This window comes from Pseudokineococcus marinus (assembly GCF_013004605.1).
GTDB lineage: Bacteria > Actinomycetota > Actinomycetes > Actinomycetales > Quadrisphaeraceae > Pseudokineococcus > Pseudokineococcus marinus.
Genome location: NZ_JABEMA010000016.1, coordinates 1 through 24725 on the forward strand (window position 1 = coordinate 1; position 24725 = coordinate 24725).

Annotated in this window: 18 protein-coding genes and 2 pseudogenes; 9 read left to right on the forward strand and 11 right to left on the reverse strand. The window is 75.1% G+C overall.

The window, feature by feature from the left end:
- Positions 1–7: 7 nt before the first annotated feature.
- From HLB09_RS02645 to HLB09_RS02655, 3 genes are all read right to left on the reverse strand, one after another.
- Positions 8–2116 carry an EAL domain-containing protein gene (locus HLB09_RS02645; RefSeq protein WP_171201861.1) on the reverse strand — a complete coding sequence of 703 codons (2109 nt, stop codon included), beginning with the start codon at positions 2114–2116 and terminating at the stop codon, positions 8–10.
- Between the two features lie 31 nt (positions 2117–2147).
- The gene (locus tag HLB09_RS02650; protein ID WP_171201862.1) at positions 2148–2312 is read right to left on the reverse strand and encodes a hypothetical protein; all 165 of its coding nucleotides are present in this window, start codon (positions 2310–2312) and stop codon (positions 2148–2150) included.
- Positions 2313–2402: 90 nt separating this feature from the next.
- Positions 2403–3518: a glycosyltransferase family 2 protein gene (locus tag HLB09_RS02655; RefSeq protein ID WP_171201863.1), complete on the reverse strand. Its 1116-nt coding sequence runs from the start codon at positions 3516–3518 to the stop codon at positions 2403–2405.
- Between the two features lie 302 nt (positions 3519–3820).
- Between HLB09_RS02655 and HLB09_RS02660 the strand changes: the two genes are divergently transcribed.
- Complete coding sequence (locus HLB09_RS02660; RefSeq protein ID WP_171201864.1) at positions 3821–5857, forward strand: beta-galactosidase; 2037 nt, start codon at positions 3821–3823, stop codon at positions 5855–5857.
- A 57-nt stretch (positions 5858–5914) separates the two neighbouring features.
- On the opposite strand, the gene HLB09_RS02665 is transcribed toward HLB09_RS02660, so the two are convergent.
- The 5 genes from HLB09_RS02665 to HLB09_RS02685 all read right to left on the reverse strand — a co-directional run bounded on the left by HLB09_RS02665 (position 5915) and on the right by HLB09_RS02685 (position 12150).
- Positions 5915–6916, reverse strand: coding sequence for a sugar phosphate isomerase/epimerase family protein (locus tag HLB09_RS02665; protein WP_171201865.1), 1002 nt, complete (start codon positions 6914–6916; stop codon positions 5915–5917).
- A gap of 75 nt (positions 6917–6991) precedes the next feature.
- On the reverse strand, positions 6992–8185 hold the full coding sequence (locus tag HLB09_RS02670; RefSeq protein WP_212755873.1) for a Gfo/Idh/MocA family protein: 1194 nt from the start codon (positions 8183–8185) through the stop codon (positions 6992–6994).
- 151 nt (positions 8186–8336) lie between these two features.
- A complete protein-coding gene (locus tag HLB09_RS02675) occupies positions 8337–9395 on the reverse strand; it encodes a substrate-binding domain-containing protein (RefSeq protein ID WP_171201866.1) in 1059 nt (352 codons plus the stop codon).
- Between the two features lie 86 nt (positions 9396–9481).
- Positions 9482–10597 carry an ABC transporter permease gene (locus tag HLB09_RS02680; RefSeq protein WP_171201867.1) on the reverse strand — a complete coding sequence of 372 codons (1116 nt, stop codon included), beginning with the start codon at positions 10595–10597 and terminating at the stop codon, positions 9482–9484.
- Positions 10594–12150, reverse strand: a complete 1557-nt coding sequence (locus tag HLB09_RS02685; protein ID WP_171201868.1) for a sugar ABC transporter ATP-binding protein — start codon at positions 12148–12150, stop codon at positions 10594–10596. Before HLB09_RS02685 ends, HLB09_RS02680 begins: the two co-directional genes overlap by 4 nt.
- 116 nt (positions 12151–12266) lie before the next feature.
- On the opposite strand from HLB09_RS02685, the gene HLB09_RS02690 reads away from it, so the two are divergent.
- From HLB09_RS02690 to HLB09_RS02720, 7 genes are all read left to right on the forward strand, one after another.
- The gene (locus HLB09_RS02690; protein ID WP_171201869.1) at positions 12267–13628 is read left to right on the forward strand and encodes an ROK family protein; all 1362 of its coding nucleotides are present in this window, start codon (positions 12267–12269) and stop codon (positions 13626–13628) included.
- A 173-nt stretch (positions 13629–13801) separates the two neighbouring features.
- Positions 13802–16111 (forward strand): diguanylate cyclase domain-containing protein, encoded by a 2310-nt coding sequence (locus tag HLB09_RS02695; protein ID WP_171201870.1) that lies wholly within the window; start codon positions 13802–13804, stop codon positions 16109–16111.
- 261 nt (positions 16112–16372) lie between these two features.
- Positions 16373–17764, forward strand: a complete 1392-nt coding sequence (locus tag HLB09_RS02700) for an ABC transporter substrate-binding protein (RefSeq protein ID WP_171201871.1) — start codon at positions 16373–16375, stop codon at positions 17762–17764.
- Positions 17765–17819: 55 nt separating this feature from the next.
- Positions 17820–18803, forward strand: coding sequence for a carbohydrate ABC transporter permease (locus HLB09_RS02705; RefSeq protein WP_171201872.1), 984 nt, complete (start codon positions 17820–17822; stop codon positions 18801–18803).
- A gap of 47 nt (positions 18804–18850) precedes the next feature.
- Positions 18851–19741 (forward strand): ABC transporter permease subunit, encoded by an 891-nt coding sequence (locus HLB09_RS19705; protein WP_171201878.1) that lies wholly within the window; start codon positions 18851–18853, stop codon positions 19739–19741.
- A 108-nt stretch (positions 19742–19849) separates the two neighbouring features.
- Positions 19850–20869 (forward strand): LacI family DNA-binding transcriptional regulator, encoded by a 1020-nt coding sequence (locus HLB09_RS02715; protein WP_171201873.1) that lies wholly within the window; start codon positions 19850–19852, stop codon positions 20867–20869.
- A gap of 139 nt (positions 20870–21008) precedes the next feature.
- A complete protein-coding gene (locus HLB09_RS02720) occupies positions 21009–22508 on the forward strand; it encodes a GH1 family beta-glucosidase (RefSeq protein ID WP_171201874.1) in 1500 nt (499 codons plus the stop codon).
- Between the two features lie 107 nt (positions 22509–22615).
- On the opposite strand, the gene HLB09_RS02725 is transcribed toward HLB09_RS02720, so the two are convergent.
- The 3 genes and pseudogenes from HLB09_RS02725 to HLB09_RS20275 all read right to left on the reverse strand — a co-directional run.
- The gene (locus tag HLB09_RS02725; protein ID WP_171201875.1) at positions 22616–22933 is read right to left on the reverse strand and encodes a hypothetical protein; all 318 of its coding nucleotides are present in this window, start codon (positions 22931–22933) and stop codon (positions 22616–22618) included.
- A gap of 67 nt (positions 22934–23000) precedes the next feature.
- Positions 23001–24266 carry an aspartate aminotransferase family protein gene (locus tag HLB09_RS02730; RefSeq protein WP_171201879.1) on the reverse strand — a complete coding sequence of 422 codons (1266 nt, stop codon included), beginning with the start codon at positions 24264–24266 and terminating at the stop codon, positions 23001–23003.
- Between the two features lie 234 nt (positions 24267–24500).
- A pseudogene (locus HLB09_RS20275) lies at positions 24501–24590 on the reverse strand (hypothetical protein); the annotation flags it as partial.
- A 51-nt stretch (positions 24591–24641) separates the two neighbouring features.
- Here HLB09_RS20275 and HLB09_RS20280 point away from each other — a divergent pair.
- Positions 24642–24725: pseudogene (locus HLB09_RS20280) on the forward strand (sugar ABC transporter ATP-binding protein); the annotation flags it as partial.

Below are 24725 nucleotides of genomic sequence, written 5' to 3' on the forward strand. Positions count from 1 at the left end.
GCGGTCCCTAGCGCAGTCCGCCCGGGACCCCGGCGGCCGCGCCCGTCCCGGCGACCTCCCCGGCAGGCGCCGGTCGGCGCGTCCCGCGCTGCGCGAGCAGGGCCCCGGTCTCCTCGGCCGGGCGCGGGCGTCCGCCGTACCACCCCTGGGCCAGGGAGAAGCCGAGGTCGGCCACGGCGCGCATCTGCTCGACCGACTCCACGCCCTCGGCGACGGCCTCGGCCCGCAGCGACGTGGCGAGCGCCACCGCCGACCCGAGGAGGGCCCGCCCGCCCGGGGTGAGCACCTCCGCGACGAGGCTGCGGTCGAGCTTCACCGCCGTCACCGGCAGGTGCAGGAGGTACTGCAGCGCGGCGTGGCCGACGCCGAAGTCGTCGACCGCGACGCCCACGCCCGTGGCGTGGAGGCGGTGGAGGCGCTCGGCGACGGCGCGCAGGTCGCGCAGCTCCTCCTGCTCGACGACCTCGACGACGAGGTGGCGCGGCTCGACGCCCGCCGCGGCGAGGTCGGCGAGGACGCGCTCGACGAGGTCGGGCGACTCCAGGCTCTGGGCGGAGAGGTTGACGGCGACGTGCTCCGGCTCGACGCCGGCGGCCCGCCACGTGCGGAAGTCGGCGAGGGCCTGACGGCGCGCGAGGTCGTCGAGGTCGCGGGCGCGCCCCTGCAGGGAGGCGGCGGTGAGGAAGTCGTCGGGCGCGACCGAGCCGAGCTCGGGGTGCTCCCAGCGCACGAGCGCCTCGAGGGAGCGGACGGCGCCCGTCCGCGGGTCCACGAGCGGCTGGTAGTGGACGGCGATCTGCTCCCCGCCCTCCAGGGCGGCGGCCAGGTCGTTGTCCAGCCGGCGCGCGCGCTCGTAGGCGCCGTCACGGGCGACGTCGGCCTCGACGGGCACGCGCCGGTCGCGCGCGGCGAGCAGGGAGACCTCGGCGTGCCGCAGCAGGGCGGCGACGATCTCGCGCGTGGAGAGGCCCTCGGCGGGCAGGTCGGCGCGCGGGGGCACGGTGAGCACCGCCGCGGTGGACGTCGCGGCCCCGGGCGCCGTCGGCCCGGCCGCCCCGGGGGCCTCGAGCTGCGCGCGGACGGCGGCGACGAGGCCGAGCGGCGTCTCCCGGCGGCGGGCCCGCGAGGAGGTGGGCACGACGACGGCGAGGGTCTGCGGGCCGGTCCGGCACACGACCGCGTCGGGCAGGCCGTCCTCGAGGGCGCGCACGCGCCGCACGAGGAGGTCGTCGGCGGCCTGGCGGCCCTGCCGGCGCGCGAGGACGGCCACGTCGTCGAGCTCGACGACGACGAGGCGCACCGGGTCGGTCCCCTGGTGGATCTGCGTGGCGAGGAGGCGCTCCAGCGCGAGGCGGCTGCCCGCTCGGGTGAGCGGGTCGGTCTCGAGGAGCTCGCGGTCGACCGCGGACTGCAGGCTCGAGCTCGTCGTCATGAGCAGGACGGCGGCGAGCGCGGCCACCGCCACCACCGCGCCGGTGCCCCGCGGCGGCTCGGGCAGCGCCCCGGCCGCGGCGAGGGCGAGCGCCGCGAGCAGGCCCACGACCGCCGGCACGGTGACGAGCACCTGGCGGCGGGGCGCCACGAGCGGGCTGACGACGTCGCCGAACGCCGCCATGCTCGGGTGCCACGCCGCGGTGACGGCGAGGGCGGCGACGGCGACGAGCGCACTGGCCCAGGGCGACGACGCGACGGGCGCGGCGTCGGCCCACGAGCCGACGTGGTGCACGACGAGCGCCAGCAGAGCGGCGACCAGGGCGAGGACGGAGACCGTGACGCGGGCGCGCGAGTGCAGCAGCGCCACGAGGTGGCCGAGGAGGACGAGGTCGCCGGCCGCGACCACGGCGGCGGCCGCGGGCGGGGGGCCGCCCACGACCGCGACGAGCCACAGCGCGCCGGCGGCGCCGACGACGGCGACCGCGGCGAGGTCGACGACGAGCACCCAGCGCCGGCGCCCCTGGAGGCCGAGGGCCAGCTGGGCCGACGTCGCCAGGCACGCGTAGGTGGCGAGGAGCGCCAGGCAGGCCAGCAGCCAGGAGTCGAGCAGGTGCCCGACCCAGGCGAGGGCGAGGGCGGCGCCCGCGGCCCGTCGCTGGCGCGGGGGGCGGGCGGAGGTCATCTCGCCAGGATGACCGACGCGCCGGACGTCGTCAGGGGCGGTGCGCCCGCGCCGGCCGCACGAACTGGACGACGGCGGAGAGCGCGAAGAGCACGGTGATGGCGGCGAACACGACCCAGACGCCGGCGCCCGTGGCCATGGTCGTGCCGGTGGCGCCGGCGCTGGCGGTGGCGAGGGTGGTCTTGGCTCCGTACACGGGGGTCCTCCAGGAGGGCAGGGGTGGGGGCGCCACCGGGGCGGCGGCGCTGGGGGAGCAGAGAGGGGGGGAGGAGGGGGCGGAGCCGGCTCAGGCGGCGACCGCGGTCTCCGCGGCGTACTGGGCGGCCCAGCGGTCCTTCTTGCGACCGGTGACGTACCGGGAGACGAGGCACTCGGCCCAGGCGCGGGTGAACCAGGCGGCCCGCATCCAGGCGAAGAGCTCCTGCGGGACGAGCAGGGCGGCGAGGAGGACGTCGGTCCTGTCGCGGTGCGGCACCCGCAGCGACTGCTTCACGTCGTTGGCGATGAAGAGCAGCGGCACGACGAACCAGACCCAGTGGAAGGACAGGACGCCGAGGACCGCGTAGAGCGCCGTCGTCGCGACCCAGCCGAAGCGCACGGCGGCGGCGAGGAGGCCGAGGGCCTGCTGGCCCCAGTCACGCAGCGTGAGGCGGGTGACGCCGATCGAGAGGAGGTCCTCGACCGTGCCGCCCTGCCACTTCATGCGCTGGGCCCACAGCGCCCGCAGGCTCGTCATGGCGTCCGTGTAGGCGCGCACGGTGTAGGAGACCTTGGTCTCGAAGCCGAGGCGGCGCAGGCGGTAGGTGAGCTCGAAGTCCTCCACGTCGGAGGCGTAGGACCACGGGCCGCTCGTCACGCCCTCGGCGCACCGCTCGGCGTGGAGCACCTCGAGGGTGCTCGTGCGGAGCATGCAGGCCGTGCCGGCGAGGACGCTGGTGCGCCCGCCGCGGTTCAGCGCGGTGTCGGTCCAGCGGGCGAACTCGGCCTTCTGCAGCCGCGCCAGGAGGTTGCCCCACCGGGTGTTCCCGGGGGCGGGCTGCATCGTGAAGCGGGCGCTGATGCCGGCGGTGGCGGGCTCGGCGTCCATCTGGGCCACCCACTGCGCCACCGACTCCGGCGGGATGATCGTGTCCGCGTCGAGGCAGGCGATGTGGTCGACCCGCCCGCGCAGCAGCTGCCAGGCCTCGTTGAGGGCTCCGGCCTTCTTGTGCCGGTTGCCGACCGTCTCGATGACGGTCACGCCGGGGAAGGAGCGGGCGATCTCGACCGTGCGGTCGCTGCAGTTGTCCGCCATCACGACGACCGCCGCGAGCGGGTGCGTCTGGGCGGTGGCGGCGGCGAGGGTCGGACCGATGCAGTCCTCCTCGTCGTGCGCGGCGATGAGGATCGCGACCTCAGCCACGGTGGGACGTGACCACGCGGGCTGCCTCCTGACGGTGTCGGCGGGGACCTCGTGGCCCCGGCTCCGGAGGCCGGCCCGAGCGGCCGCCCCAGGACGAGAGCATCACCCGCGGACGTCACTGCCCGTGACCACCCGGGGCGAAGATGACTCCGACGGCCTAGTGGCATGACACCCAGTGACCACGGCCCGTCCGGGCCCCGAGGGAGGTGCCGGCGGGTGCTCCCCGCCGGGCGCCGCGCCCGCCGGGTCGCCTGGCCTACGGTGAGCAACCGCTTTCCGTCACCGTCGTCCGAGGAGACCGCATGCCGTCCACCGTGGTGCCGACGCTCGACCGCCTGGCCTTCGGCGGCGACTACAACCCCGAGCAGTGGCCCGAGGAGGTGCAGGCGGAGGACGTCCGCCTCATGGTCGAGGCCGGGGTCACGATGGTGACGGTCGGCGTCTTCTCGTGGGCCCTGCTCGAACCGGAGGAGGGGCGCTACGAGACCGCGTGGCTGCGGCGCGTCCTGGACCGGCTCCACGAGGCGGGCATCCGGGTCGACCTGGCGACGCCGTCCGCCTCGCCGCCGCCCTGGTTCGCCTCCCGGTACCCCGAGTCCCTGCCGATGACGCGCGACGGCGTCCGGCTGGGGATCGGTGCGCGCGAGCACTACTGCGCGAGCAGCCCCGACTACCGGAGGGCGGCGCAGGCTCTCGCGTCCCACCTCGCGGGCGAGCTGGGCGACCACCCGGCGCTCGCGCTGTGGCACATCGGCAACGAGTTCGGCGCGCAGGTGGGCCAGTGCTACTGCCCGGTCAGCGAGGAGGCGTTCCGCCGCTGGCTGCAGGACCGCTACGGCGACCTCGACGCCCTCAACCGGGCCTGGGGCACCGCCTTCTGGAGCCAGCGCTACGGCGCCTGGGAGCACGTCCGGGCGCCCCGCGTCGCCCCCATGCCCGTGAACCCGGCGCAGCAGCTGGACTACCGGCGCTTCTCCTCCGACGAGCACCTCGCCTGCTACCGCGGCGAGCGCGACGCCGTCCGCGCGCACGCCACCGGCGCGCCGGTCACGACGAACTTCATGGCGACGACGAGCGAGGACCTCGACTACTGGCGGTGGGCGCCCGAGGTGGACGTCGTCACGAACGACCACTACCTGACGGCGGAGGCCGAGCGCCCGCACGTGGGCCTCGCGATGTCCGCCGACGTGACGCGGGGGCTGGCCGGCGGGGGCCCGTGGCTGCTGCTCGAGCACTCGACGAGCGCGGTCAACTGGCAGCCGCGCAACGTCGCCAAGCGGCCGGGGGAGATGCGGCGCAACGCGCTCGCGCACGTCGCCCGCGGCTCGGACGGCGCGATGTTCTTCCAGTGGAGGGCCTCCCGCTCCGGCGCGGAGAAGTTCCACTCGGCGATGGTCCCCCACGCCGGCGAGGACTCCGACCTGTTCCGCGACGTCGTGGCCCTCGGCGCCGACCTCGGCCGGCTCGCGGAGGTGGCGGGCAGCGTGGTCGTCGAGGACGTCGCGATGGTCTGGGACTGGCCGTCGCGGTGGGCGCTCGAGCTCGAGTTCCGCCCCACGGTCGACGTCCGGTACGCCGAGCGGGCGGAGGCGACCTACGAGGCGCTGCACGACCTGCACGTGACCGCCGCCGTCGTCCCGCCGGACGCCGACCTCGAGCGGCTCGCCCGGTACCCCGTGCTCGTCCTGCCGCAGCTCTACCTCGTCACCGACGAGGCCGCGGCGGTGCTGCGCGCCTACGTCGAGCGGGGCGGCCACCTCGTCGTGCCCTTCTTCTCCGGCGTCGTCGACGGCACCGACCGCGTCCCGGACGGCCCGTACCCCGGGCAGCTGCGCGACGTCCTCGGCCTGGACGTGGAGGAGTGGCACCCCTTGCGCGCCGGGGAGCGCGTCGCCCTCTCCGGCGACGGCGACGCCCCGGGGGGCTCCCGGCCCCCGGTCGGCGACGTCTGGTCCGAGCGGGTGCGCCCGCGCGGCGCGCAGGTGCTGCGGACCTTCGCCGAGGGCCCGGACGCCGGGCACCCGGCCGTCACCCGCCACGACGTCGGCGCGGGGACGGCCTGGTACGTGGCCACGCGCCTGGGCGTCGCCGACCTGCGCACCCTCCTCGCCGAGGTGCTCACCGCAGCCGGGGTCGCGCCGCGCGACCTGCCCCACGACCTCGAGGTCGTCCGCCGCCGCGGCGACGGCGTCGACCTCGTCTTCGCGCTCAACCACGCCGCCGCGCCGGCGCGGCTGCCCGAGGGCGGCACCGACCTGCTGACGGGCGCGCACCACGACGGCGCGGTGGAGGTGCCGGCGGGCGGGGCCGTCGTGCTGCGCGTGGAGCACGCCCCCTGACGCGGCGACGCCGCCCCCGGGGTGCGGGGGCGGCGTCGGCGGGGCGGGCGCGGGAGGTCAGCGGGTGGAGAAGGCCGCGTCGAAGGCCGCGTCCGGCGGGTCGAACGCGAGGCGGCGGACCATCTCGAGGGCCTCGGGCGCCCCGACGAGGCGGTCCATGCCGGCGTCCTCCCACTCGACGCTGATGGGCCCCTCGTAGCCGATCTGCCCGAGCATCCGGAAGGAGTCCTCCCACGGCACGTCGCCGTGCCCGGTGGACACGAAGTCCCAGCCGCGGCGCCCGTCCGCCCACGGCAGGTGGCTCGACAGGCGCCCGTTGCGGCCGTTGCCGACCCGGCGCTTCACGTCCTTGCAGTCGACGTGGTAGATCCGGTCGCGGAAGTCCCAGAGGAAGGCCACCGGGTCGAGGTCCTGCCACACGAAGTGGCTCGGGTCCCAGTTGAGGCCGAAGGCCTCGCGGTGCCCGATGGCCTCCAGCGCCCGCACGGTCGTCCAGTAGTCGTAGGCGATCTCGCTCGGGTGGACCTCGTGGGCGAAGCGGACGCCCACCTCGTCGAAGACGTCGAGGATCGGGTTCCAGCGGTCGGCGAAGTCCTGGTAGCCGGCGTCGACGAGCTCGGCCGAGACGGGCGGGAACATCGCCACGTACTTCCAGATGCTCGACCCGGTGAACCCCACCACGGTCTTGACGCCGAGCGCCGCGGCCAGCCGGGCGGTGTTCTTCATCTCCTCGGCGGCCCGCTGCCGCACGCCCTCGGGGTCGCCGTCGCCCCAGACGACGTCCGGGAGCATGTCGCGGTGGCGCTGGTCGATGGGGTCGTCGCAGACCGCCTGGCCCTTGAGGTGGTTGCTGATCGCGTGCAGCTGCAGGCCGTGGCGCTCGAGCAGGTCCAGGCGGCCCTGCACGTACTCGGCGTCGTCCCAGCGCCACGGGTCGAGGTGGTCGCCCCAGCAGGCGAGCTCGAGGCCGTCGTAGCCCCACGCGCTGGCGAGCCGGGCCACCTCCTCGAGCGGCAGGTCGGCCCACTGGCCGGTGAACAGGGTGATCGGGCGGGGCATGCGTCCTCCTGGGTGTCGGGTGGTGCCGCCGTGCTGGGTGGGGCCGGGTGCCGTGGGAGGGCTCGTCGACCCGGCCTAGAGGGCCTGCCAGGCGCAGCCCGAGGCCGACGACGCCTCGACGGCCGCCATGACCCGCTGCACCTGCAGGCCGTCGGCGAAGGTGGGCTCGGGGTCGCGGCCCTCGGCCAGGGCGCCGAGGAGGTCGACGACCTGGTGGGTGAAGGCGTGCTCGTAGCCGAGGCCGTGGCCGGCCGGCCACCACGCGCCGCCGTAGGGGTGGTCGGGCTCGGTGACGTAGATGCGGCGGAAGCCGGCGACGACCGGGTCCTCGGTCGCGTCGTAGTAGTGGAGGACGTTCATGTCCTCGAAGTCGAAGGCCAGCGAGCCCCTCGAGCCGTTGACCTCGAGCCGGATGGCGTTCTTGCGGCCGTGGGCGAAGCGGGTGGCCTCGAACGTCGCGAGGCCGCCACCGGCCAGGCGGGCGGTGAAGACGGCGGCGTCGTCGACCGTCACGCGCCCGGTGCCCTCGCCGGCCGTCCCGCGCAGGTCGCCGCCGCCGTCGCCGGGCAGGGGGCGCTCGTGCACGAAGGTCTCGAGCAGCCCGCTGACGCCCGTGAGCAGCTCGCCGGTGACGTGCTGGGCGAGGTCCACGACGTGGGCGCCGATGTCGCCCAGGGCACCCGACCCGGCGCGCTCCTTGTCGAGGCGCCAGGACATGGGGGCGCTCTCGTCGGCGATCCAGTCCTGCAGGTACTGCGCGCGGACGTGCCGCACCGTGCCGATGCGCCCGTCGGCGACGAGCCGGCGGGCGAGGGCGATGGCCGGCACGCGCCGGTAGGTGAAGCCCACGGTCGCCCGGACGCCGTGGGCCGCCGCGCGCTCGGCGGCCGCCACCATCGTCTCGGCCTCCTCGACGGAGTTGGCGAGGGGCTTCTCGCAGAGCACGTGCTTGCCGGCGTCGAGCGCGGCCACGGCGATCTCCGCGTGCGTGTCGCCGGGGGTGCAGACGTCGACGAGGTCGACGTCGTCGCGCTGCAGGACCGAGCGCCAGTCGGCGGTGCTCCCGGCCCAGCCGTACCGCCGCGCGGCGGCCTCGGCCGCGTCGGGCCGCCGGCCGGCGACGACGACCATCCGCGGGGCCAGCGGGAGGTCGAAGAAGCGCGGGGCGACCGACCACGCCTGGGAGTGGGCGGCGCCCATGAAGGAGTGGCCGACCATCGCCACCCCCAGGGTCGCCGCGCCCGGGGTCGCTGCGTCCTCGCTCGTCATCGTCGTCTCCTCGTCGTCGCGCGGCCGGGGCCGCACGGGGTCGTGGGCGGTGGTGCGGTGGTCCGCACCACCGCCGCGGGCGGTGGTCGGTCAGGCTGCCAGGGGGCGCTCCCGCCGGCCCGGCGGCCGGCGGGCGCGCGGCGCCGGGGGGTCAGGACTCGAAGGCCGTGTCGAGGTACTGGTCCACGTTGTCGGCCGTCACGACGGGGGCGAAGAGCTGCACCTGGCGCGGCACCTGGCTCGAGACCAGGTCCTCCATGTCCTTCTCCTGCTCGACGAGGCGGGCGAGGCTCACGCCGTCGGCCGCCTGCGTGGACGGGTAGACCACGGTGGCCCGCAGGACCGAGTCGCCCTCCTGGATCTCGCGCATGACGTTGGCCGACCCCGCGCCGCCGACCATGAAGAACTCGTCGCGGCCCGCCTGCTCGATGGCCGCGAGGACGCCGACGCCCTGGTCGTCGTCGTGGTTCCAGATGGCGTCGATCTGCGGGGCCGCCGACAGGAGGTTCGCCGCGGCCGCCTGGCCGCCCTGGACGGTGAAGTCCGCGGCGACGCGGTTGCTCACCTCGAGGCCGCAGTCGGCCAGCGCGTCGGCGAAGCCCTGGCTGCGGTCCTGCGTCAGCGGCAGCGAGTCGATGCCGGCGATCTCGGCGACGACCGCGTCGGGGTCGTCGCCGAGCTGCTCGCACATGTACGTGCCGGCCGAGACGCCCATGCCGTAGTTGTCGCCGAGGACCGTGGCCCGGGCGGCGAACGGCGAGGTGAACTCGCGGTCGACGTTGACGACCGTGATGCCCTCCTCCATGGCGCGCGTGGCCACGTCGGTGAGGGCGGCGCCGTCGTACGGGAGGATGACGATCGCGTCGACGCCGTTGTTGATGAAGGTCTCGACGGCGGCGATCTGCAGGTTCACGTCGTTGGTGCCGTCGGCGACCTGCAGGTCGACGTCCTCGTAGCCCTCGGCGCGCTCCTCCGCGGCCCGGGTGATGGCGGACATCCAGCCGTGGTCGGCGGCGGGGGCCGTGAAGCCGATGGTGACCGTGTCACCCGGCTCGTCGTTCGCGGTCGCCGGCTCGGCGGCCGCGGCGTCGCCGGCGCCGTCGCCGGTGTCCGCGGGCTCGTTCGAGACGCAGCCCGTGAGCAGGAGCGAGCCGACGGCGAGCGAGCTCGCCGCGAGCAGCCAGGGGCGGCGGGAGGGGGTGGTGGACATGGCTCTCCTCGGTGAGACGGCCGGTCGGGTCCGGTGGTGGGTCTGGTGGCGGGCTCGTCGCGGGGGCGGCCGGCGGCCGCCCGCGGCTACCCCGCGCGGCGGGGTGCGCGGCGCGCCGCGAGGCGCTGCTGCAGGAGGACGGCGACGACGATGATCGCGCCCTTGGCGATGGACTGCGTCGAGATCGAGAGGTTGTTCTGGACGAAGACGTTCTGCAGCGTCGCGAAGATGAGGACGCCGAGGACGGTGCCGAGGACCGTGCCGCGCCCGCCGGCGAGGAGCGTGCCGCCGATGACGACGGCCGCGATGGCGTCGAGCTCGTAGAGCGTGCCGTTGGTCGACGACCCGGAGTTGACCCGCGCCAGGATCATCGCGCCGCCGAGGCCGGCGCAGGTGCCCGACAGGGCGTAGAGGTACATGGTGTGCCGCTGCACCTTGATGCCCGCGAGGCGCGCGGCCTCGGGGTTGCCGCCGACGGCGACGGTGCGGCGGCCGAAGGTGGTCCGGTTGAGGAGGAACCAGCCGGCCAGCGACACGAGCGCGAAGACCCAGATGAGCACCGGGACGCCGAGCACCCGCCCCGTCAGGGCGTCGCTGTACCCGGTGTCCGGGTCGAGGACCTGCGTGCGGTTCTGCGCGATGAGCTCCGCGAGGCCGCGGGCGGCGATGAGCATGGCGAGCGTCGCGATGAAGGCGACGACCTTGCCGTACGCGACGACCGCCCCGGTGACGAGACCGGCCACCGCGCCGACGGCGACCGCGGTGAAGACCATGACCGCCCAGTGGCTGCCCGCCGCGATGGTCTGCGTCGCGACCGTCGAGGCCCAGATCGAGGACAGGCCGACGAGCGAGCCGACCGACAGGTCGATCCCGCCGCCGGTGATGACGAAGGTCATGCCGATGCTCACGACGCCGATGACGGCGGCGTAGTTGAGGATCGTGAAGGCGGTCGGCACGCTCGCGAACTGGCTGCCCGCGGTCGCGACGCCGGCGACGACGATGAGGACGAGGACGGCCACGAGGCCGAGGGTGCGCCCCGTGTCGCTGCTGAGCAGCCGGGTCACGGCGCTGCCCTCGCCGGCCGGGGCCGGGCCGGCGCCCGGCGTCGCCCCGGTGCGCTGCAGCGGCGTCGGCGGGGCCCCGCCCTCGTCGTCGGGCGGCACGGACCCCGCCGTCGCCAGGTCGGGCGTGTTCTGGCTCATGCCGCGCGTCCTTCCATGACGAGGTCGAGGACCCCGTGCTCGTCGATCTGGTCGGCGGGACCGGTGTGGACGACCCGCCCGTCGGAGACGACCAGCACGCGGTCCGCGAGCCCGAGCACCTCGGGGATCTCGCTCGAGACCACGACGACGGCCGCGCCGGAGGCGGCCAGCTGGTCGACGAGGGCGTAGATCTCGGCGCGGGCTCCGACGTCGACGCCGCGGGTGGGCTCGTCCAGGAGCAGGACCCGGCAGCCGTGGACGAGCCAGCGGGCGAGCATCGCCTTCTGCTGGTTGCCGCCGGACAGCGTGCCGACGACCCGGTCCGGGTCGGCGGGCCGCAGCTCCATGGCCCGGATCTGCTCGGTGGCCGCGGCCCGCTCGGCCTTCTCGTCGAGCAGGCCGCCCTTGGCGAAGCGGCCGAAGCTCGTCAGCGTGATGTTGCGGTAGACGGGCTCGCCGAGGAGCAGGCCCTGGCTCTTGCGCTCCTCGGGCGCGAGCCCGACGCCGGCCCGGACGGCGGCGGCGACGGACCCGGCGCGCAGCCTCCTCCCGCCGACGCGCACCGAGCCGGCCGTGGCCCTGCGTGCGCCGTAGACGGTCTCGAGGATCTCCGAGCGGCCGGCGCCCACGAGGCCGGCGAGGCCGACGACCTCGCCGGCCCGCACGGTGAACGAGACGTCCTCGAACACGCCGTCGGCGGCGAGCCCCTCGACGACGAGCAGCTCCTCGGCGTCGGCCGGCAGGGCGCGACGCTGCGGGAAGCCCTCGACCGTGCGGCCGGTCATGAGGCGGATGAGCTCGGGGGTGGGGACGTCGGCCACGGCCAGGTCGGTGGCGACGGAGCGGCCGTCCTTGATGACGGTGATCCGGTCGCCGATGGCGCGGATCTCCTCGAGGCGGTGGGAGATGTAGACGATGCCGACGCCCGCCGCGGTGAGGTCGCGGACGGTCCCGAAGAGGTTGTCGACCTCCTCGGAGTCCAGCACGGCGGACGGCTCGTCCATGACGATGAGCCTGGCGTCGTGCGAGAGGGCGCGGGCCATGCTGACGATCTGCTTGCCGGCCGCGGAGAGGGAGCCGACCTCGGTGCCCGGCTCGATCTCGCTGTGGCCTAGCCGCGCCAGGAGCTCCTTGGTGCGGCGCTCGACGTCGCGCCGCCTCGTCACGCCGAGCGTCGACATCTCGTGGCCCAGGTAGACGTTCTCGGCGACGGTGAGGCCGTCGACGACGTCGAGCTCCTGGTACATCGTCGCGATGCCCGCCCTGATGGCGGCGACGGGGTCGGCCAGGGTCAGCGGCTCCCCCTGCCAGACGATCTGGCCCGCGGTCGGCGCGTGGGCGCCCGCGAGGACCTTGATGAGCGTGGACTTGCCCGCGCCGTTCTGGCCGAGCACGCAGTGCACCTCGCCGGCGCGGACCACGAGGTCCACGCCGTCCAGGGCCTTGGCGCCGGGGAAGTGCTTGACGATCCCGGTCATGCGCAGCAGCTCGTCGGACCCGCCCGCGACGTCGCGGGCGGCCTCCCGCGGGCGGTCGACCCGTCCGTCAGGCATCACACCTCCGTGCGCTCCTGCGGGGCGCCGTCGCCCCGAGTGAGGAGGATCTAATGCCGTCGGCGTGCAGAAGTCAACGGTCCACGTGCAGAAGCCGCGGGGCTACCCTCCCGCCCATGACGGCGCTCGACGCGGAGGGCCTCCCGCGCGGGGTCCCCGCCGGCGGGGGTGCCGGCGAGCCCGGTGGGCGCGGTGCTCCCGGTCCCGCGGCCCCGCTGCCGGACGACCAGGTCGACGGCCTCGTCGCCGTCCTCGACCTCGTGCGGTCGGGCGTCGCCCGCACCCGGCCCGAGCTCGCGCGGCAGTCGGGGCTCGGCCGCAGCGCCGTGGCGGGCCGCGTGGCGCGCCTGCTCGAGCTCGGGCTCCTCGACGAGCGGGGCACGGCGCCGTCGAGCGGCGGTCGCGCCCCGCGCGAGCTGGCGCTGCGGGCGGACGCCGGGCTCGTCCTCGTGGCGCCCCTGGGCGCGAGCCACCTCACGGCGGGCGTCACCGACCTCGAGGGGCGCGTGCTCGCCGTCGTCGAGGAGCCGGGCGACGTGTCCGACGGCCCGGACGTCGTCCTCGGCCGGGTCGACGAGATGCTCACCGGGCTGCTCGAGGGCCTCGGCGCGGAGGGCGAGCTCCCGCCCGTGCGGGGCGTCGGCGTGGGGCTCCCCGGCCCCGTCGAGTTCGCCTCCGGGCGCCCGAACCGCCCGCCGATCATGCCCGGGTGGCACGACGTCGACGTGCGGGCGCGCACGTCGCAGCGGTGGGGGGCGCCGACGTGGGTCGACAACGACGTCAACCTCATGGCGCTCGGGGAGCTGGTCCGTCGCCGTGACCACGCGCCGGGTGCGGTGGAGGACATGCTCTTCGTCAAGGTGGGCACCGGCATCGGGGCCGGTCTCGTGGGGCGCGGTCGGCTGCTCCGCGGGTCGCACGGGTGCGCGGGCGACATCGGCCACGTCCTCGCGCCGGGCGGTGGCGACGTCGTCTGCCGCTGCGGCAACACGGGCTGCCTGGAGGCGGTCGCCGGCGGCGCGGCCATGGTCCGGCGCGCCCGGGAGCTGGCCGAGGGCGGCGCGAGCCCCCCGCTGGCGCGGGCCCTCGCGCGCACCGGTGAGCTCGGTGTCGAGGACCTCGTGCGGGCCGCCCAGGAGGGCGACCGGGCCAGCGTCGAGGTGGTGCAGGCGGCCGGGCGGCTCGTCGGCCAGGTCCTCGCCACGCTCGTCAACTTCTTCGACCCGGGGCTGCTCGTCCTCGGTGGCCGCCTGGGCTCGACCTCCGACCTCCTCCTCGCCTCGGTCCGCCAGGGCGTCTACGAGCGGTCGCTGCCGCTCGCCACGCGCGACCTCCGCGTCGAGGCGTCGCTGGCCGGTGGTGACCCCGGGGTCGCCGGGGCGGCCGCGATGGTGCTCGACGAGCTCTTCGGACGCGAGCACCTGCGCCGCTGGCTCTCCCGGGACGCCTCCCCGGGACGCAGGTCCGCAGCGGCCTGACGGCGCCCGGCCGTCGTGCGGCGGCGGGCGGACGGCGGCCGAGGCGTCTCCTCGGCCGATCGGGTGCGACCGCGGCGTCGCCCGCACATCGCACCCCGGCCTGCCGACAGTCACGACGGGACGCGTCCAGCCGGTGGCGCACCCGGAGGAGCGGCGCGGAGGCGGAGGACGGGATGACGGTGGCGGACGGGGGCGCAGGGCTGCGCGAGGTGCTCGACGGCGGTGTCCGGAGCGTCTTCCAGCCGATCGTCGACCTCGACAGCGGTCGGGTCGTCGCCTACGAGGCGCTCGCGCGCGGTCCCCGGGGCAGCGCCCTCGAGCGGCCCGACCACCTCTTCGCCGCGGCCCGCGCGCAGGGCCTGCTCGCCGAGCTGGACGCCGCCTGCCGGGAGGCCGCCTTCCGCGGCGCCCTCGAGCAGCAGCTGCTGGCGCCGCTCACCCTCTTCGTCAACGTCGAGCCGGAGGTGCTCGACAGCGCGCCCCTGGACGACCTCCTCGCCATCGCCCCCGACGCCCCGGGGGACCTCCGCGTGGTCGTGGAGATCACCGAGCGGGCGCTCGCCCACCGGCCGGCGGAGCTGCTGCGCACGGTCGACCGGGTCCGCGAGATCGGCTGGGGCATCGCCCTCGACGACGTCGGCGCGGACGCCCTCTCGCTGGCCTTCATGCCGCTGCTGCGCCCGGACGTCGTCAAGCTGGACCTGCGCCTCGTGCAGGAGCGTCCCGGGCCCGCCGTCGCGCAGATCATGAACGCCGTCAACGCCTACGCCGAGTCGTCCGGCGCGGTGGTCCTCGCCGAGGGCATCGAGGACGAGCGGCACCTACGGGTCGGCCGCGCCCTCGGGGCGCGCCTCGGCCAGGGCTGGCTCTTCGGGCGGCCCGCGCCGGGTCCCGCGCCCGCGTTCGAGGTCGGCGAGCTCGTGCTCCCGCCCCGCGCCGCCGTCGACCTCGCCGCGACGTCGCCCTTCGCGCTCCTGCAGGCGCACCACGAGCTGCGCCGCTCGCCCAAGCAGCTCCTCATCGAGCTGAGCAAGCAGCTCGAGCGGGAGGCGCTGCGCCTCGGCGAGACCGCCGTCGTCGCCTCCACCTTCCAGGAGGCCAAGCACTTCACGCCCGCCACCGCGGCCCGCTACCGCGACCTCGTCGAGCGCACGGGCTTCGTGTGCGCGCTGGGGGAGGGCCTGCCCGAGGAGCCCATCCCGGGCCTGCGGGGCACGACGCTGGCGGTCGACGACGCGGTCCGCGGCGAGTGGGACGTCGTCGTCCTGGGCCCGCACTTCAGCGCGGCCCTGCTCGCCCGCGACCTCGGCGACACCGGCCCCGACGCCCAGCGCACGTTCGAGTACGCGCTCACCTACGAGCGGGCCACCGTCGTCGACGCCGCGCGGTGCCTGCTCTCGCGGGTGGTCCCGCGCGAGGCCGTGCCCGTGCCCACCGGCGCCGAGCAGCGCGCCTCCGTCGCGGCCGAGGCCGGCGCGGCGGGACCCGCGCGCTCGCCCGGGGAGGTGCGCACCACCCCCGCCGGCGAGGCGCTCCTGCACCGCGCGCTCGCCGCCACGACGAGCGGCGTGACCATCGCCGACATGCGGCGGCCCGACCAGCCGCTCGTGTACGCCAACAAGGCCTTCGAGCAGCTCTCGGGCATGGCCGTCGAGGACGTGCTCGGCCGCAACTGCCGCTTCCTCCAGGGGGCGGACACCGATCCCGGGGTCGTCGACGCGATCCGAACCGCTATCCGCACCGGCCAGGAGTGGCGGGGGACGCTGCTCAACCACCGGGGCCCGGAGCGGGCGCCGTGGTGGAACGAGATCTACCTGGCGCCCGTGCTCGGCGCGGACGGGAAGGTGCTCCAGTACATCGGGGTGCAGAACGACGTCACGGCGCGGGTCGAGGCCCAGCGGGCGCTCGAGACCGAGCGCGACCGCGCCCGGGCCCTGGTCGAGCAGGTCGAGCGCCTCGCCTACACCGACCCGCTGACGGGGCTCAAGAACCGCCGGCGGCTGGAGGAGCGCGTGGAGGCGGCGCTCTGGGACGCGCGCCTGGCCGGGCACGCCGTCGCGCTGCTCTTCTGCGACCTCGACGGCTTCAAGGCCGTCAACGACGAGCACGGCCACGCGGTGGGGGACGAGCTGCTGGTCGCCCTGGCGCAGCGCATCCGGGCCGCCATCCGGCGCACGGACCTGCTGGCGCGCCTCGGCGGCGACGAGTTCCTCGTCGCGCTGCCGGCGCTCGACCCGGAGACCGCCGAGGAGGACGCCGAGCGCGTCGCCGCGTCCGTCTCGGCGGCCGTCGCCGCCCCGGTCGACCTCGGCGTCCGGCGGGTGGCCGTCGGCGCCAGCATCGGGATCGGCCTCAGCCCGCGCGACGGGGAGACCTTCGGCGAGCTGCTCCACGAGGCCGACCAGCGCATGTACGCCGCCAAGCGGGGGCGCCGCGCCGCGGGGCCCCGCGAGCACGACGGCGACCCGGCGACCGTGGCCTGAGCGTCCTCGGCGGAGGATCTGCACCCCGTCGGAGGACCCCGTCGGAGGAGCCGGTCGGAGGACCCGGTCGGAGCAGCGCCGCCGGGCCGTCCTCCGGGCGCGAGGGGGCATGTCAGCGCTCACATGCCGGATTCCGGCGCGTGCGTCGCTGTACCGGTTCACCTCGTCGCCCGATCGTTATCGTCGCGGCTTGATAGGGACGCCCCCGGGTGCTGTCATCTCGGAGCGCGCGGCACCGGTGCCGCCGGCGAGAGGAGAGCCATGTCCACCCGTTCGCGGAAGAGCAGCAGGGCGGCCGTCGCCGCCGGGCTGGGTGCTGTCGTCGCCCTGGCGGGCTGCGCCTCCCAGGAGGAGGCCGGCGTCAGCTCCGGCGGCAGCACGGCCGGCGCCGAGGTCGCCAGCAGCGAGATCGACTGCTCGCAGTTCGAGCAGTTCGGCGACGTCGACGGCTCCGAGGTCGAGGTCTACACGACCATCGTCGACCCGGAGTCGCAGTCGTTCATCGACGCCTTCGGGCCCTTCGAGGAGTGCACCGGCATCTCCGTCAACTACAACGGCTCGCGCCAGTTCGAGGCGCAGCTGCCCGTCCGCGTGAACGCGGGCAACGCCCCCGACATCGCCTTCCTGCCCCAGCCCGGCCTGCTCGCCCAGATGGTCGCCACGGGCCAGGTCGCGGAGCCCGCCCAGGCCGTCGTCGACAACGTCGACGAGTACTGGAGCGAGGACTGGAAGAACTACGGCACGGTCGACGGCACGTTCTACGCGCCGCCGCTGGGCGCCAACGTCAAGTCCTTCGTCTGGTACTCGCCCAGCGCCTTCGCCGAGGCCGGGTACGAGGTGCCGGAGACCTGGGACGACATGCTCGCGCTGTCGGACCAGATCGTCGCCGACCACCCCGACAGCAAGCCCTGGTGCGCGGGCATCGGCTCGGGCGAGGCCACCGGCTGGCCGGCCACCGACTTCCTCGAGGACGTCGTCCTCCACCAGCAGGGCCCCGACGTCTACGACCAGTGGGTCGCGCACGAGATCCCCTTCAACGACCCGCAGATCGCCGAGTCGCTGGCGCAGGCCGGCGGCATCCTCAAGAACCCGGACTACGTCAACGGCGGGCTGGGCGACGTGCGCTCCATCGCCTCGACGGAGTTCCAGGACGCGGGCCTGCCGATCCTCGACGGCCAGTGCTGGATGCACCGCCAGGCGAGCTTCTACCAGGCCAACTGGCCGGCGGGCACCGACGTCTCCGAGGACGGCGACGTCTTCGCCTTCCCGACCCCCGTGATCAACGAGGAGGTGGGGAGCGCCATCGTCGGCGGCGGCGAGTTCGTGGCCGCCTTCAACGACGACCCGGCGACCCAGGCCGTCCAGTACTGGCTGTCCACGGGCGACTGGGCCAACCTCAAGGCCCAGGCCTCCCAGCCCGGCTGGTTCTCGGCGAACCTCGAGCTCGACCCGAGCAACCTGCAGAGCCCGATCGACCAGCTGGCGGTCGAGCAGCTGCAGGACCCGGAGGCGACCTTCCGCTTCGACGCCTCGGACCTCATGCCGGCCCAGGTCGGCGCGGACGCCGAGTGGCAGCAGCTGACGGACTGGATCGCCAGCGACCAGTCCGACCAGCAGACGCTCGACAACATCGAGGCCGCCTGGCCCCAGTGACGTCCCGCTGACGCCGCGCCCTGGGCCGGGCCGATGACGTCTCGGAGGAGACCTCGTGGACTGGTTGCTCGACGCGGAGACGACCGCGCACAAGCTCGCGCTGATGGTCCTGGCCATCGCGCTCTTCGCCCTCGTCATGGGCGGGATCCTCTTCGCCGTCGACAAGCCCAAGCGCGTGCCGCAGTGGGTGGTGGTCCTCGGCTTCCTCGGACCCCCGCTCCTCCTGCTGGTGCTCGGGCTCGTCTACCCGGCCATCGGCACGCTGGTCAACAGCTTCAAGAACAACGACGGCAGCGAGTTCGTCGGCGTCGACAACTACGCCGCCGTCTTCAGCAACAGCGAGCTGCTCATCGTGCTGCGCAACACCGTGCTGTGGGTGGTGCTCGTCCCGCTGGTCGCGACGACCTTCGGCATGGTCTACGCCTACCTCGTCGACCGGACGCGCTTCGAGAACCTCGCCAAGGCGCTCGTCTTCCTGCCGATGGCCATCTCCGGCGTCGCCGCGGGCATCATCTGGCAGTTCGTCTACGAGTACCGCCCCGAGGGTCAGAGCCAGATCGGTCTGCTCAACCAGGTGCTCGTCTGGCTCGGGGCCGAGCCCCGCCAGTTCCTGCTGAACGCCCCGCAGAACACCTTCTTCATCATAGCGGTGATGATCTGGATCAACGCGGGCTTCGCCATGACGGTGCTCTCGGCGTCCATCAAGGCCATCCCCGACGACGTCACCGAGGCGGCCCGCCTCGACGGGGTCTCGGGCTTCGGGATGTTCCGCTACGTGACGGTGCCGAGCATCCGCCCGGCGCTCGTCGTCGTGCTGACGACGGTGGCGATCTCGACGCTCAAGGTGTTCGACATCGTCTACACGATGACGGGCGGCCAGTTCAGCACCTCGGTGATCGCCAACGAGTTCTACTCGCAGACCTTCCGGCAGTTCAACCAGGGCCTGGGCGCGGCGCTCGCCGTCCTCCTGTTCATCCTGGTCGTGCCGATCATCGCCTACAACGTCCGCCAGCTGCGCCTGTCCGAGGAGATCCGGTGACCGCGAGCGACGTCAGCCAGGAGGTCGTCACCCAGGCGACGGGGAAGATCGACGCCCCCGTCACCGAGTCCTGGCGCTCGCGCCGTCGCCAGCGCCGCGCGGAGGCGGCCGCCGAGCGGCTCTCCAAGCCGGCGGCCTCGACGATCGCCATCGTCATCGCCGTGCTGTGGAGCATCCCGACCCTGGGGCTCTTCGTCACGTCCTTCCGGACGGTCGAGGACATCCAGAGCTCGGGCTGGTGGACGGCGATCACGAACCCGCTGTTCTCGCAGTACAACTACCAGGCAGCGCTCGTCGACAGCGGCCTGGCGTCGAACTTCGTCAACAGCTTCGTCATCACGCTGCCGGCCGTCCTCATCCCCATCACCCTGGCGCTTCTGGCGGCCTACGCCTTCGCGTGGATCCCCTTCCGGGGGCGCAACACGCTCTTCGTGGCGGTCTTCGCGCTGCAGATCGTGCCGATCCAGGTGACCCTCGTCCCGCTGCTCACCCTCTACGTCGACGCGGGTGTGGCGGGGTCCTTCTGGACGGTCTGGCTGTCCCACTCCATGTTCGCGCTGCCGCTCGCGATCTTCCTGCTCCACAACTTCATGAAGGACGTGCCGCCCTCGCTCGTCGAGGCGGCGCGCATGGACGGCGCCGGGCACGTCACCATCTTCTTCAAGGTGCTGTTCCCGCTGCTCGTGCCCGCCATCGCGGCCTTCGGCGTGTTCCAGTTCCTCTGGGTGTGGAACGACCTCCTCGTGGCGCTGACGTTCGCCTCGAACGACGCGACGCCGCTCACGGCGGCGGTGGCCGACCTCGCGGGCACCCGCGGCAACGCGTGGTACCTGCTGTCGGCCGGCGCCTTCATCACGATGGTCGTCCCGCTCGTCGTCTTCATCTCCCTCCAGCGCTTCTTCGTCCGCGGCCTCCTGGCCGGGTCGGTCAAGGGCTGAGGTGGACGGGTCCGGGGGGCGGGCGCCACGGCGCCCGTCCTCCCGGTCCGCGCGGCGCGACCCGCTCCTGGTGGCGGGAGCCGTGACCTCTCGCGCCGAGGGGTGCTCGTGGCGCGCGTGACGATCAAGGAGATCGCCCGGCGGGCCGGCGTCTCCAAGGGCGCCGTCTCCTACGCGCTCAACGGGCGGCCCGGGGTCTCCGAGGCCACGCGCGCCCGCGTCCTCCAGGTCGCGGCCGAGCTGGACTGGGCGCCCAACAGCGCGGCGCGCTCCCTGTCGGGCGCCCGCTCGCGGACGGTCGGGCTCGTCGTCACGCGCCCCGCGGAGACGCTGGGCGCGGAGACCTTCTTCGCCCGCTTCGTCGCGGGCCTCGAGAGCGTCCTCGGCCCGCGCGGGCACGGCCTCCTGCTGCAGGTGGTCCCGGCCGCCGAGACCGAGGAGGCCACGCTGCGGGCCTGGGCCCGCGAGCGGCGCGTCGACGGCGTCGTGCTCCTCGACCCGCGGCGCGAGGACCCGCGGGTCGGCCTCGTCGCCGCGCTCGGCCTCCCCGCCGTCGTCGTGGGCGACCCGACGCTGGCCGGCGGTCTCCCCTGCGTGTGGAAGGACGACGCGGCCGCCGTGGCCGCGGCCGCCGACCACCTCGTCGCGCGGGGGCGCACGCGGATCGGTCGGGTCGCCGGCCCCGAGGAGCTGGGCCACACCGGCATCCGCGACGCGGCGCTCGTCGCGGCGGCGGCCCGGTGCGGCGCCACCGCCGTGGTGCACCACACCGACTTCGGGGCCGAGGCGGCCGCGGCCGCGACCCTGGAGCTCGTGCGAGGACCCGGGCGCGTCGACGGGCTGCTCTACGACACCGACCTCATGGCGGTCGCCGGGCTGTCGGCCCTCGTCGGTGCGGGCCTGCGCGTCCCCGAGGACGTCGCCGTCGTCGCCTGGGACGACTCCGTGCTGTGCACGGTCACCCACCCGCAGCTGACCGCCGTCGGGCACGACCTCCTCGCCTACGGCGCCGCCGTGGCCGACCTGCTCGTGCGCCAGACCGCCTCCGAGCCGGTGGTCGACGTGGAGGTCGAGGCACCCGACCTGCGGGTGCGCGCCAGCACGGGCGCCGGGACCGCGACGTCCTGACCGCGGTCCGGACGCCGGGCGCGAGGGGCCGGCGGCGGGTGGCGCGGGAGGTGCCCGGGGGGTGGCGGTGCGGTCCCGACGGACGGCAGGATGGCCGCGGCGCCACCGCGGCGAGCCGCCCGACCGGCACGTCCGTCGGATGTCGACCGACGCGGACGGGCGCCCCGCGCGCCCACCGCGCGTCCTGCACCCCGACGAAGGAGTCCCCGTGTCCCAGAGCAGGTCCGAGACCACCCGCTTCCCCGACGGCTTCCTCTGGGGCTCGGCGACCGCCAGCTACCAGATCGAGGGCGCCGTCGACGAGGACGGGCGCACGCCGTCGGTCTGGGACACGTTCTCGCACACGCCCGGCAAGACCCTCGACGGCGACACCGGTGACGTGGCGGACGACCACTACCACCGCTTCCGCGAGGACGTGGCCCTCATGAAGGAGCTGGGGCTCCAGACGTACCGCTTCTCGGTGGCGTGGCCGCGCATCACGCCGCAGGTGACGGCGGACGCGCTCGGCCCGGTGGAGCAGCGGGGCCTCGACTTCTACTCGGCGCTCGTCGACGAGCTCGTCGCCGCGGGCATCACCCCCGCCGTGACGCTCTACCACTGGGACCTGCCGCAGGCGCTGGAGGACGAGGGCGGCTGGACCGACCGCCGCACGGCGGAGCGCTTCGGCGAGTACGCCGCGGTCGTCGCGGGCGCCCTGGGGGACCGGGTGCGGACCTTCATCACGCTCAACGAGCCGTGGTGCGCGGCCTACCTCGGCTACGCCGCCGGCGTCCACGCGCCCGGGCGCACCGAGCCCGCGGCGGCGCTGGCCGCGGTCCACCACCTCAACCTCGGCCACGGGCTCGCCGCCCGCGCCGTCCGGGAGCACGCGCCGGGCGCGGAGGTCGCCGTCACGCTGAACCTCGGCTGGTTCCGCCCCGACGACGAGTCCTCCGAGGGCGACCGCGACGCCGTCCGCCGCGTCGACGGCCTGCAGAACCGGGTCTTCCTCGGCCCGATGCTGCGCGGGGAGTACCCGGCCGACGTCCTCGAGGACACCGCCGCCGTCACCGACTGGTCCTTCGTCCGCGACGGCGACGTCGAGACGATCCGCCAGCCGCTCGACGCCCTCGGGCTCAACTACTACTCCCCGACCGTCGTGCGCCGCTGGAGCGGCGAGGGCGCCAAGGAGACCGCCGACGGCCACGGCGACGGCGCCTCGCCGTGGGTGGCGTGCGACGACGTCGAGTTCGTCGAGCTGCCCGGCCCGCGCACCGAGATGGGCTGGTCGATCGACCCGCGCGGCATGAGCGAGCTGCTGCTGCGCCTGGCCGCCGAGGCGCCCGGCGTCGACCTCTACGTCACCGAGAACGGCATGGCCGCACCGGACGTCGTCGGCGACGACGGCGTCGTCCACGACGACGACCGCATCGCCTACCTCCACGACCACCTCGCTGCCGTGCTCGACGCCGTCGAGGGCGGGGCCCCGGTCAAGGGCTACTTCGTGTGGTCGCTGCTCGACAACTTCGAGTGGGCCTACGGCTACAGCAAGCGCTTCGGCGTCGTGCACGTCGACTACGCGACGCAGGTCCGCACGCCGAAGGACAGCGCGCGCTGGTACTCCCGCGCCGCCGCGGAGAACGCCCTCCCCGCTCGCTGACACCTCGGCGGCGGCCCCCCAGCACTTCGTCGTCACTCTGACGTCCTCGCCCGCCTCCCGGCGGCACCTCGTCGTCACTGTGCCGCCAGCCCTCTCGTCGGAGGGCGTCATGGCGACGGGGTGCGGGGAGGTGCGCGCTCGGGCGAGGCGGTCGAGGAGCAGGCGGCCGAGCCCGGCGGGGTCGGCGTCGACGGCGACCCGCGCCGTCCGGGCCAGCCGGTCCGGGCGCGCGGCGTCCCGGCCGTGGTGTCGACGACGAGCTCGCCGCGCGTCAGCTCGCCGGCCGTCTCGACGCGGACGCCGCCGTCCCCGCCGAGGGCGCCGACGCCGTGGACGTCGGTCCCGCTCGCGCCGCGCGCGCCCGATGGGCCGGCGGCGCCGCGGGCCAGGGGGAGGTCGGCGGAGAAGGGCCACGAGATCCGCACGAGGGACCCTCGGAGACGGAAGAAGGCTACGAAGTCCGCACCGGGGAGCCTCGGAGGCGGAAGAAGGCTACGAAGCCCGGGAGGCGGGGCGGGCGGCGTCGACCTCGCGGAGGGCGTCGACGAGGAGGGCCAGGCCCTCCTGCGCCTCCGCCTCGGTGAGGGTGAGCGGGGGCGCGACGCGCAGGACGTTGCCGTGCAGCCCGCCGCCGCCGACGAGCAGCCCGCGCGCCTTCGTCGCCTCGAGGACGGCGGCCGCGGCGGCGGGGTCGGGGGCGTACCCGTCGGGGCCGACGAGCTCGACCCCGACCATGAGCCCGACGCCGCGGACCTCGCCGACCATCGCCAGGTCGGCGCTCGCCGAGCGCAGCCCGGACAGGAGCAGGCGGCCCAGCCGGTCGGCGTTGCCCTGCAGGTCGTGGTCGAGCACGTGGTCGAGGACGGCGTTCGCCGCGGCCGTGGCCACCGGGTTGCCGCCGAAGGTCGAGATGCCCTTCGCCTGCAGGCCGTCCATGACGTCGGCGCGCGCGACGACGCCGCCGATGGGGAAGCCGGCGCCCAGGCCCTTGGCGAAGGTCAGGACGTCGGGGACGACGCCGGACGCCTCGATGCCGAAGAAGGAGCGGCCCGTGCGGCCCCACGCCGTCTGCACCTCGTCGCTGACGAAGAGCGTCCCGGTCTCGTCGAGGACCTCCTTGTACGCGGCGAGCAGCCGCGGCGGCGGCACGGCGAAGCCGCCGACGCCCTGCACGGGCTCGGCGATGAGGCACGCGACGTCCCCGGTGACGGCGACGTCGAGGAGCTCGCGCAGGTCGGCCACGCACGCCGCCACGTAGGCGTCGTCGTCGAGGCCGCGGAAGCTGCTGCGGAACCGGTACCCGCCCTGCAGGTACGTCGTCTGCAGCGGGGAGAAGCTCGACGCCGACCACGACCGGTTCCCCGTGACGCCGACGGTCGCGAAGCTCCGCCCGTGGTAGCTGTTCCGCAGCGCCAGCACCTGGTTGGAGCGGCGGTGCGACATCGCGAGGAGCAGCGCCGCCTCGTTGGCCTCGGTGCCCGACGTCGTGAAGAAGACCTTGGCGTCGGGGATGCGCGACAGGCGCGCGATCTTCTCGGCCAGCTCGACCTGGCTGCGGAGCAGGTACAGCGTCGAGGTGTGGACGACGCCGCGCGCCAGCTGCTCGGTGACGGCCTCGCGGACGGCGGGGAGGTCGTGGCCGACCATCGTCACGAGGATGCCGCCGAAGAAGTCGAGGTAGGTGCGCCCGCGGCTGTCCGTGACCCGGGCGCCCGACGCGCCGACGAGCTCGAGCGGCTCGTCGTAGTAGAGCCCCATCCACGCCGGCGAGACGCGGCGGTGGCGGGCGAGGAGGTCGTCCTCGGGCGCCCCGGTCCCGTCCTGCGGGCCGTCCTCGGTGCCGGGCTCCGGGGCGCGCCCGGTGGCGTGCGTCGGCGGGTGCGGCGCGCCCTCGGCGGGCGTCGTGCGCGCGGTCGTGGTCACGGGCTGCCTCCGGGGGACGCGGTCCGGGCAGCGTAGGTCGCCGCGGCGCCCGACCGCCCCTCCCGCTCCTCAGCGGGCGCCGTGCCCCTCCCGCTCGGCCGCGGCGAGCGCCGCGACGACGTCGTCGAGCAGGGCGTCGACGGCGCCCTGGTCGTAGCCCCGCGCGCGGGTCCGGAAGACCGCCTCGGTGACCTCCTCGGCCGAGAGCCCCGGCTGGCCGACAACGGCCTGGGCGTCGTCCTCATCAGCCACAACCTCAGCGACGTCTTCGAGGTCGCCGACTCCATCACCGCT

What these genes read in the sequence shown, in the direction of transcription:
- HLB09_RS02700 (WP_171201871.1), top strand. Translation starts at nt 16,373, where the DNA reads ATGTCCACCCGTTCGCGGAAGAGCAGCAGGGCGGCCGTCGCCGCCGGG.
- HLB09_RS02665 (WP_171201865.1), bottom strand. Translation starts at nt 6,916, where the DNA reads ATGCCCCGCCCGATCACCCTGTTCACCGGCCAGTGGGCCGACCTGCCG.
- HLB09_RS02690 (WP_171201869.1), top strand. Translation starts at nt 12,267, where the DNA reads ATGACGGCGCTCGACGCGGAGGGCCTCCCGCGCGGGGTCCCCGCCGGC.
- HLB09_RS02670 (WP_212755873.1), bottom strand. Translation starts at nt 8,185, where the DNA reads ATGACGAGCGAGGACGCAGCGACCCCGGGCGCGGCGACCCTGGGGGTG.
- HLB09_RS02730 (WP_171201879.1), bottom strand. Translation starts at nt 24,266, where the DNA reads ATGGGGCTCTACTACGACGAGCCGCTCGAGCTCGTCGGCGCGTCGGGC.
- HLB09_RS02660 (WP_171201864.1), top strand. Translation starts at nt 3,821, where the DNA reads ATGCCGTCCACCGTGGTGCCGACGCTCGACCGCCTGGCCTTCGGCGGC.
- HLB09_RS02645 (WP_171201861.1), bottom strand. Translation starts at nt 2,116, where the DNA reads ATGACCTCCGCCCGCCCCCCGCGCCAGCGACGGGCCGCGGGCGCCGCC.
- HLB09_RS02685 (WP_171201868.1), bottom strand. Translation starts at nt 12,150, where the DNA reads ATGCCTGACGGACGGGTCGACCGCCCGCGGGAGGCCGCCCGCGACGTC.
- HLB09_RS02720 (WP_171201874.1), top strand. Translation starts at nt 21,009, where the DNA reads ATGTCGACCGACGCGGACGGGCGCCCCGCGCGCCCACCGCGCGTCCTG.
- HLB09_RS02675 (WP_171201866.1), bottom strand. Translation starts at nt 9,395, where the DNA reads ATGTCCACCACCCCCTCCCGCCGCCCCTGGCTGCTCGCGGCGAGCTCG.
- HLB09_RS02695 (WP_171201870.1), top strand. Translation starts at nt 13,802, where the DNA reads ATGACGGTGGCGGACGGGGGCGCAGGGCTGCGCGAGGTGCTCGACGGC.
- HLB09_RS02680 (WP_171201867.1), bottom strand. Translation starts at nt 10,597, where the DNA reads ATGAGCCAGAACACGCCCGACCTGGCGACGGCGGGGTCCGTGCCGCCC.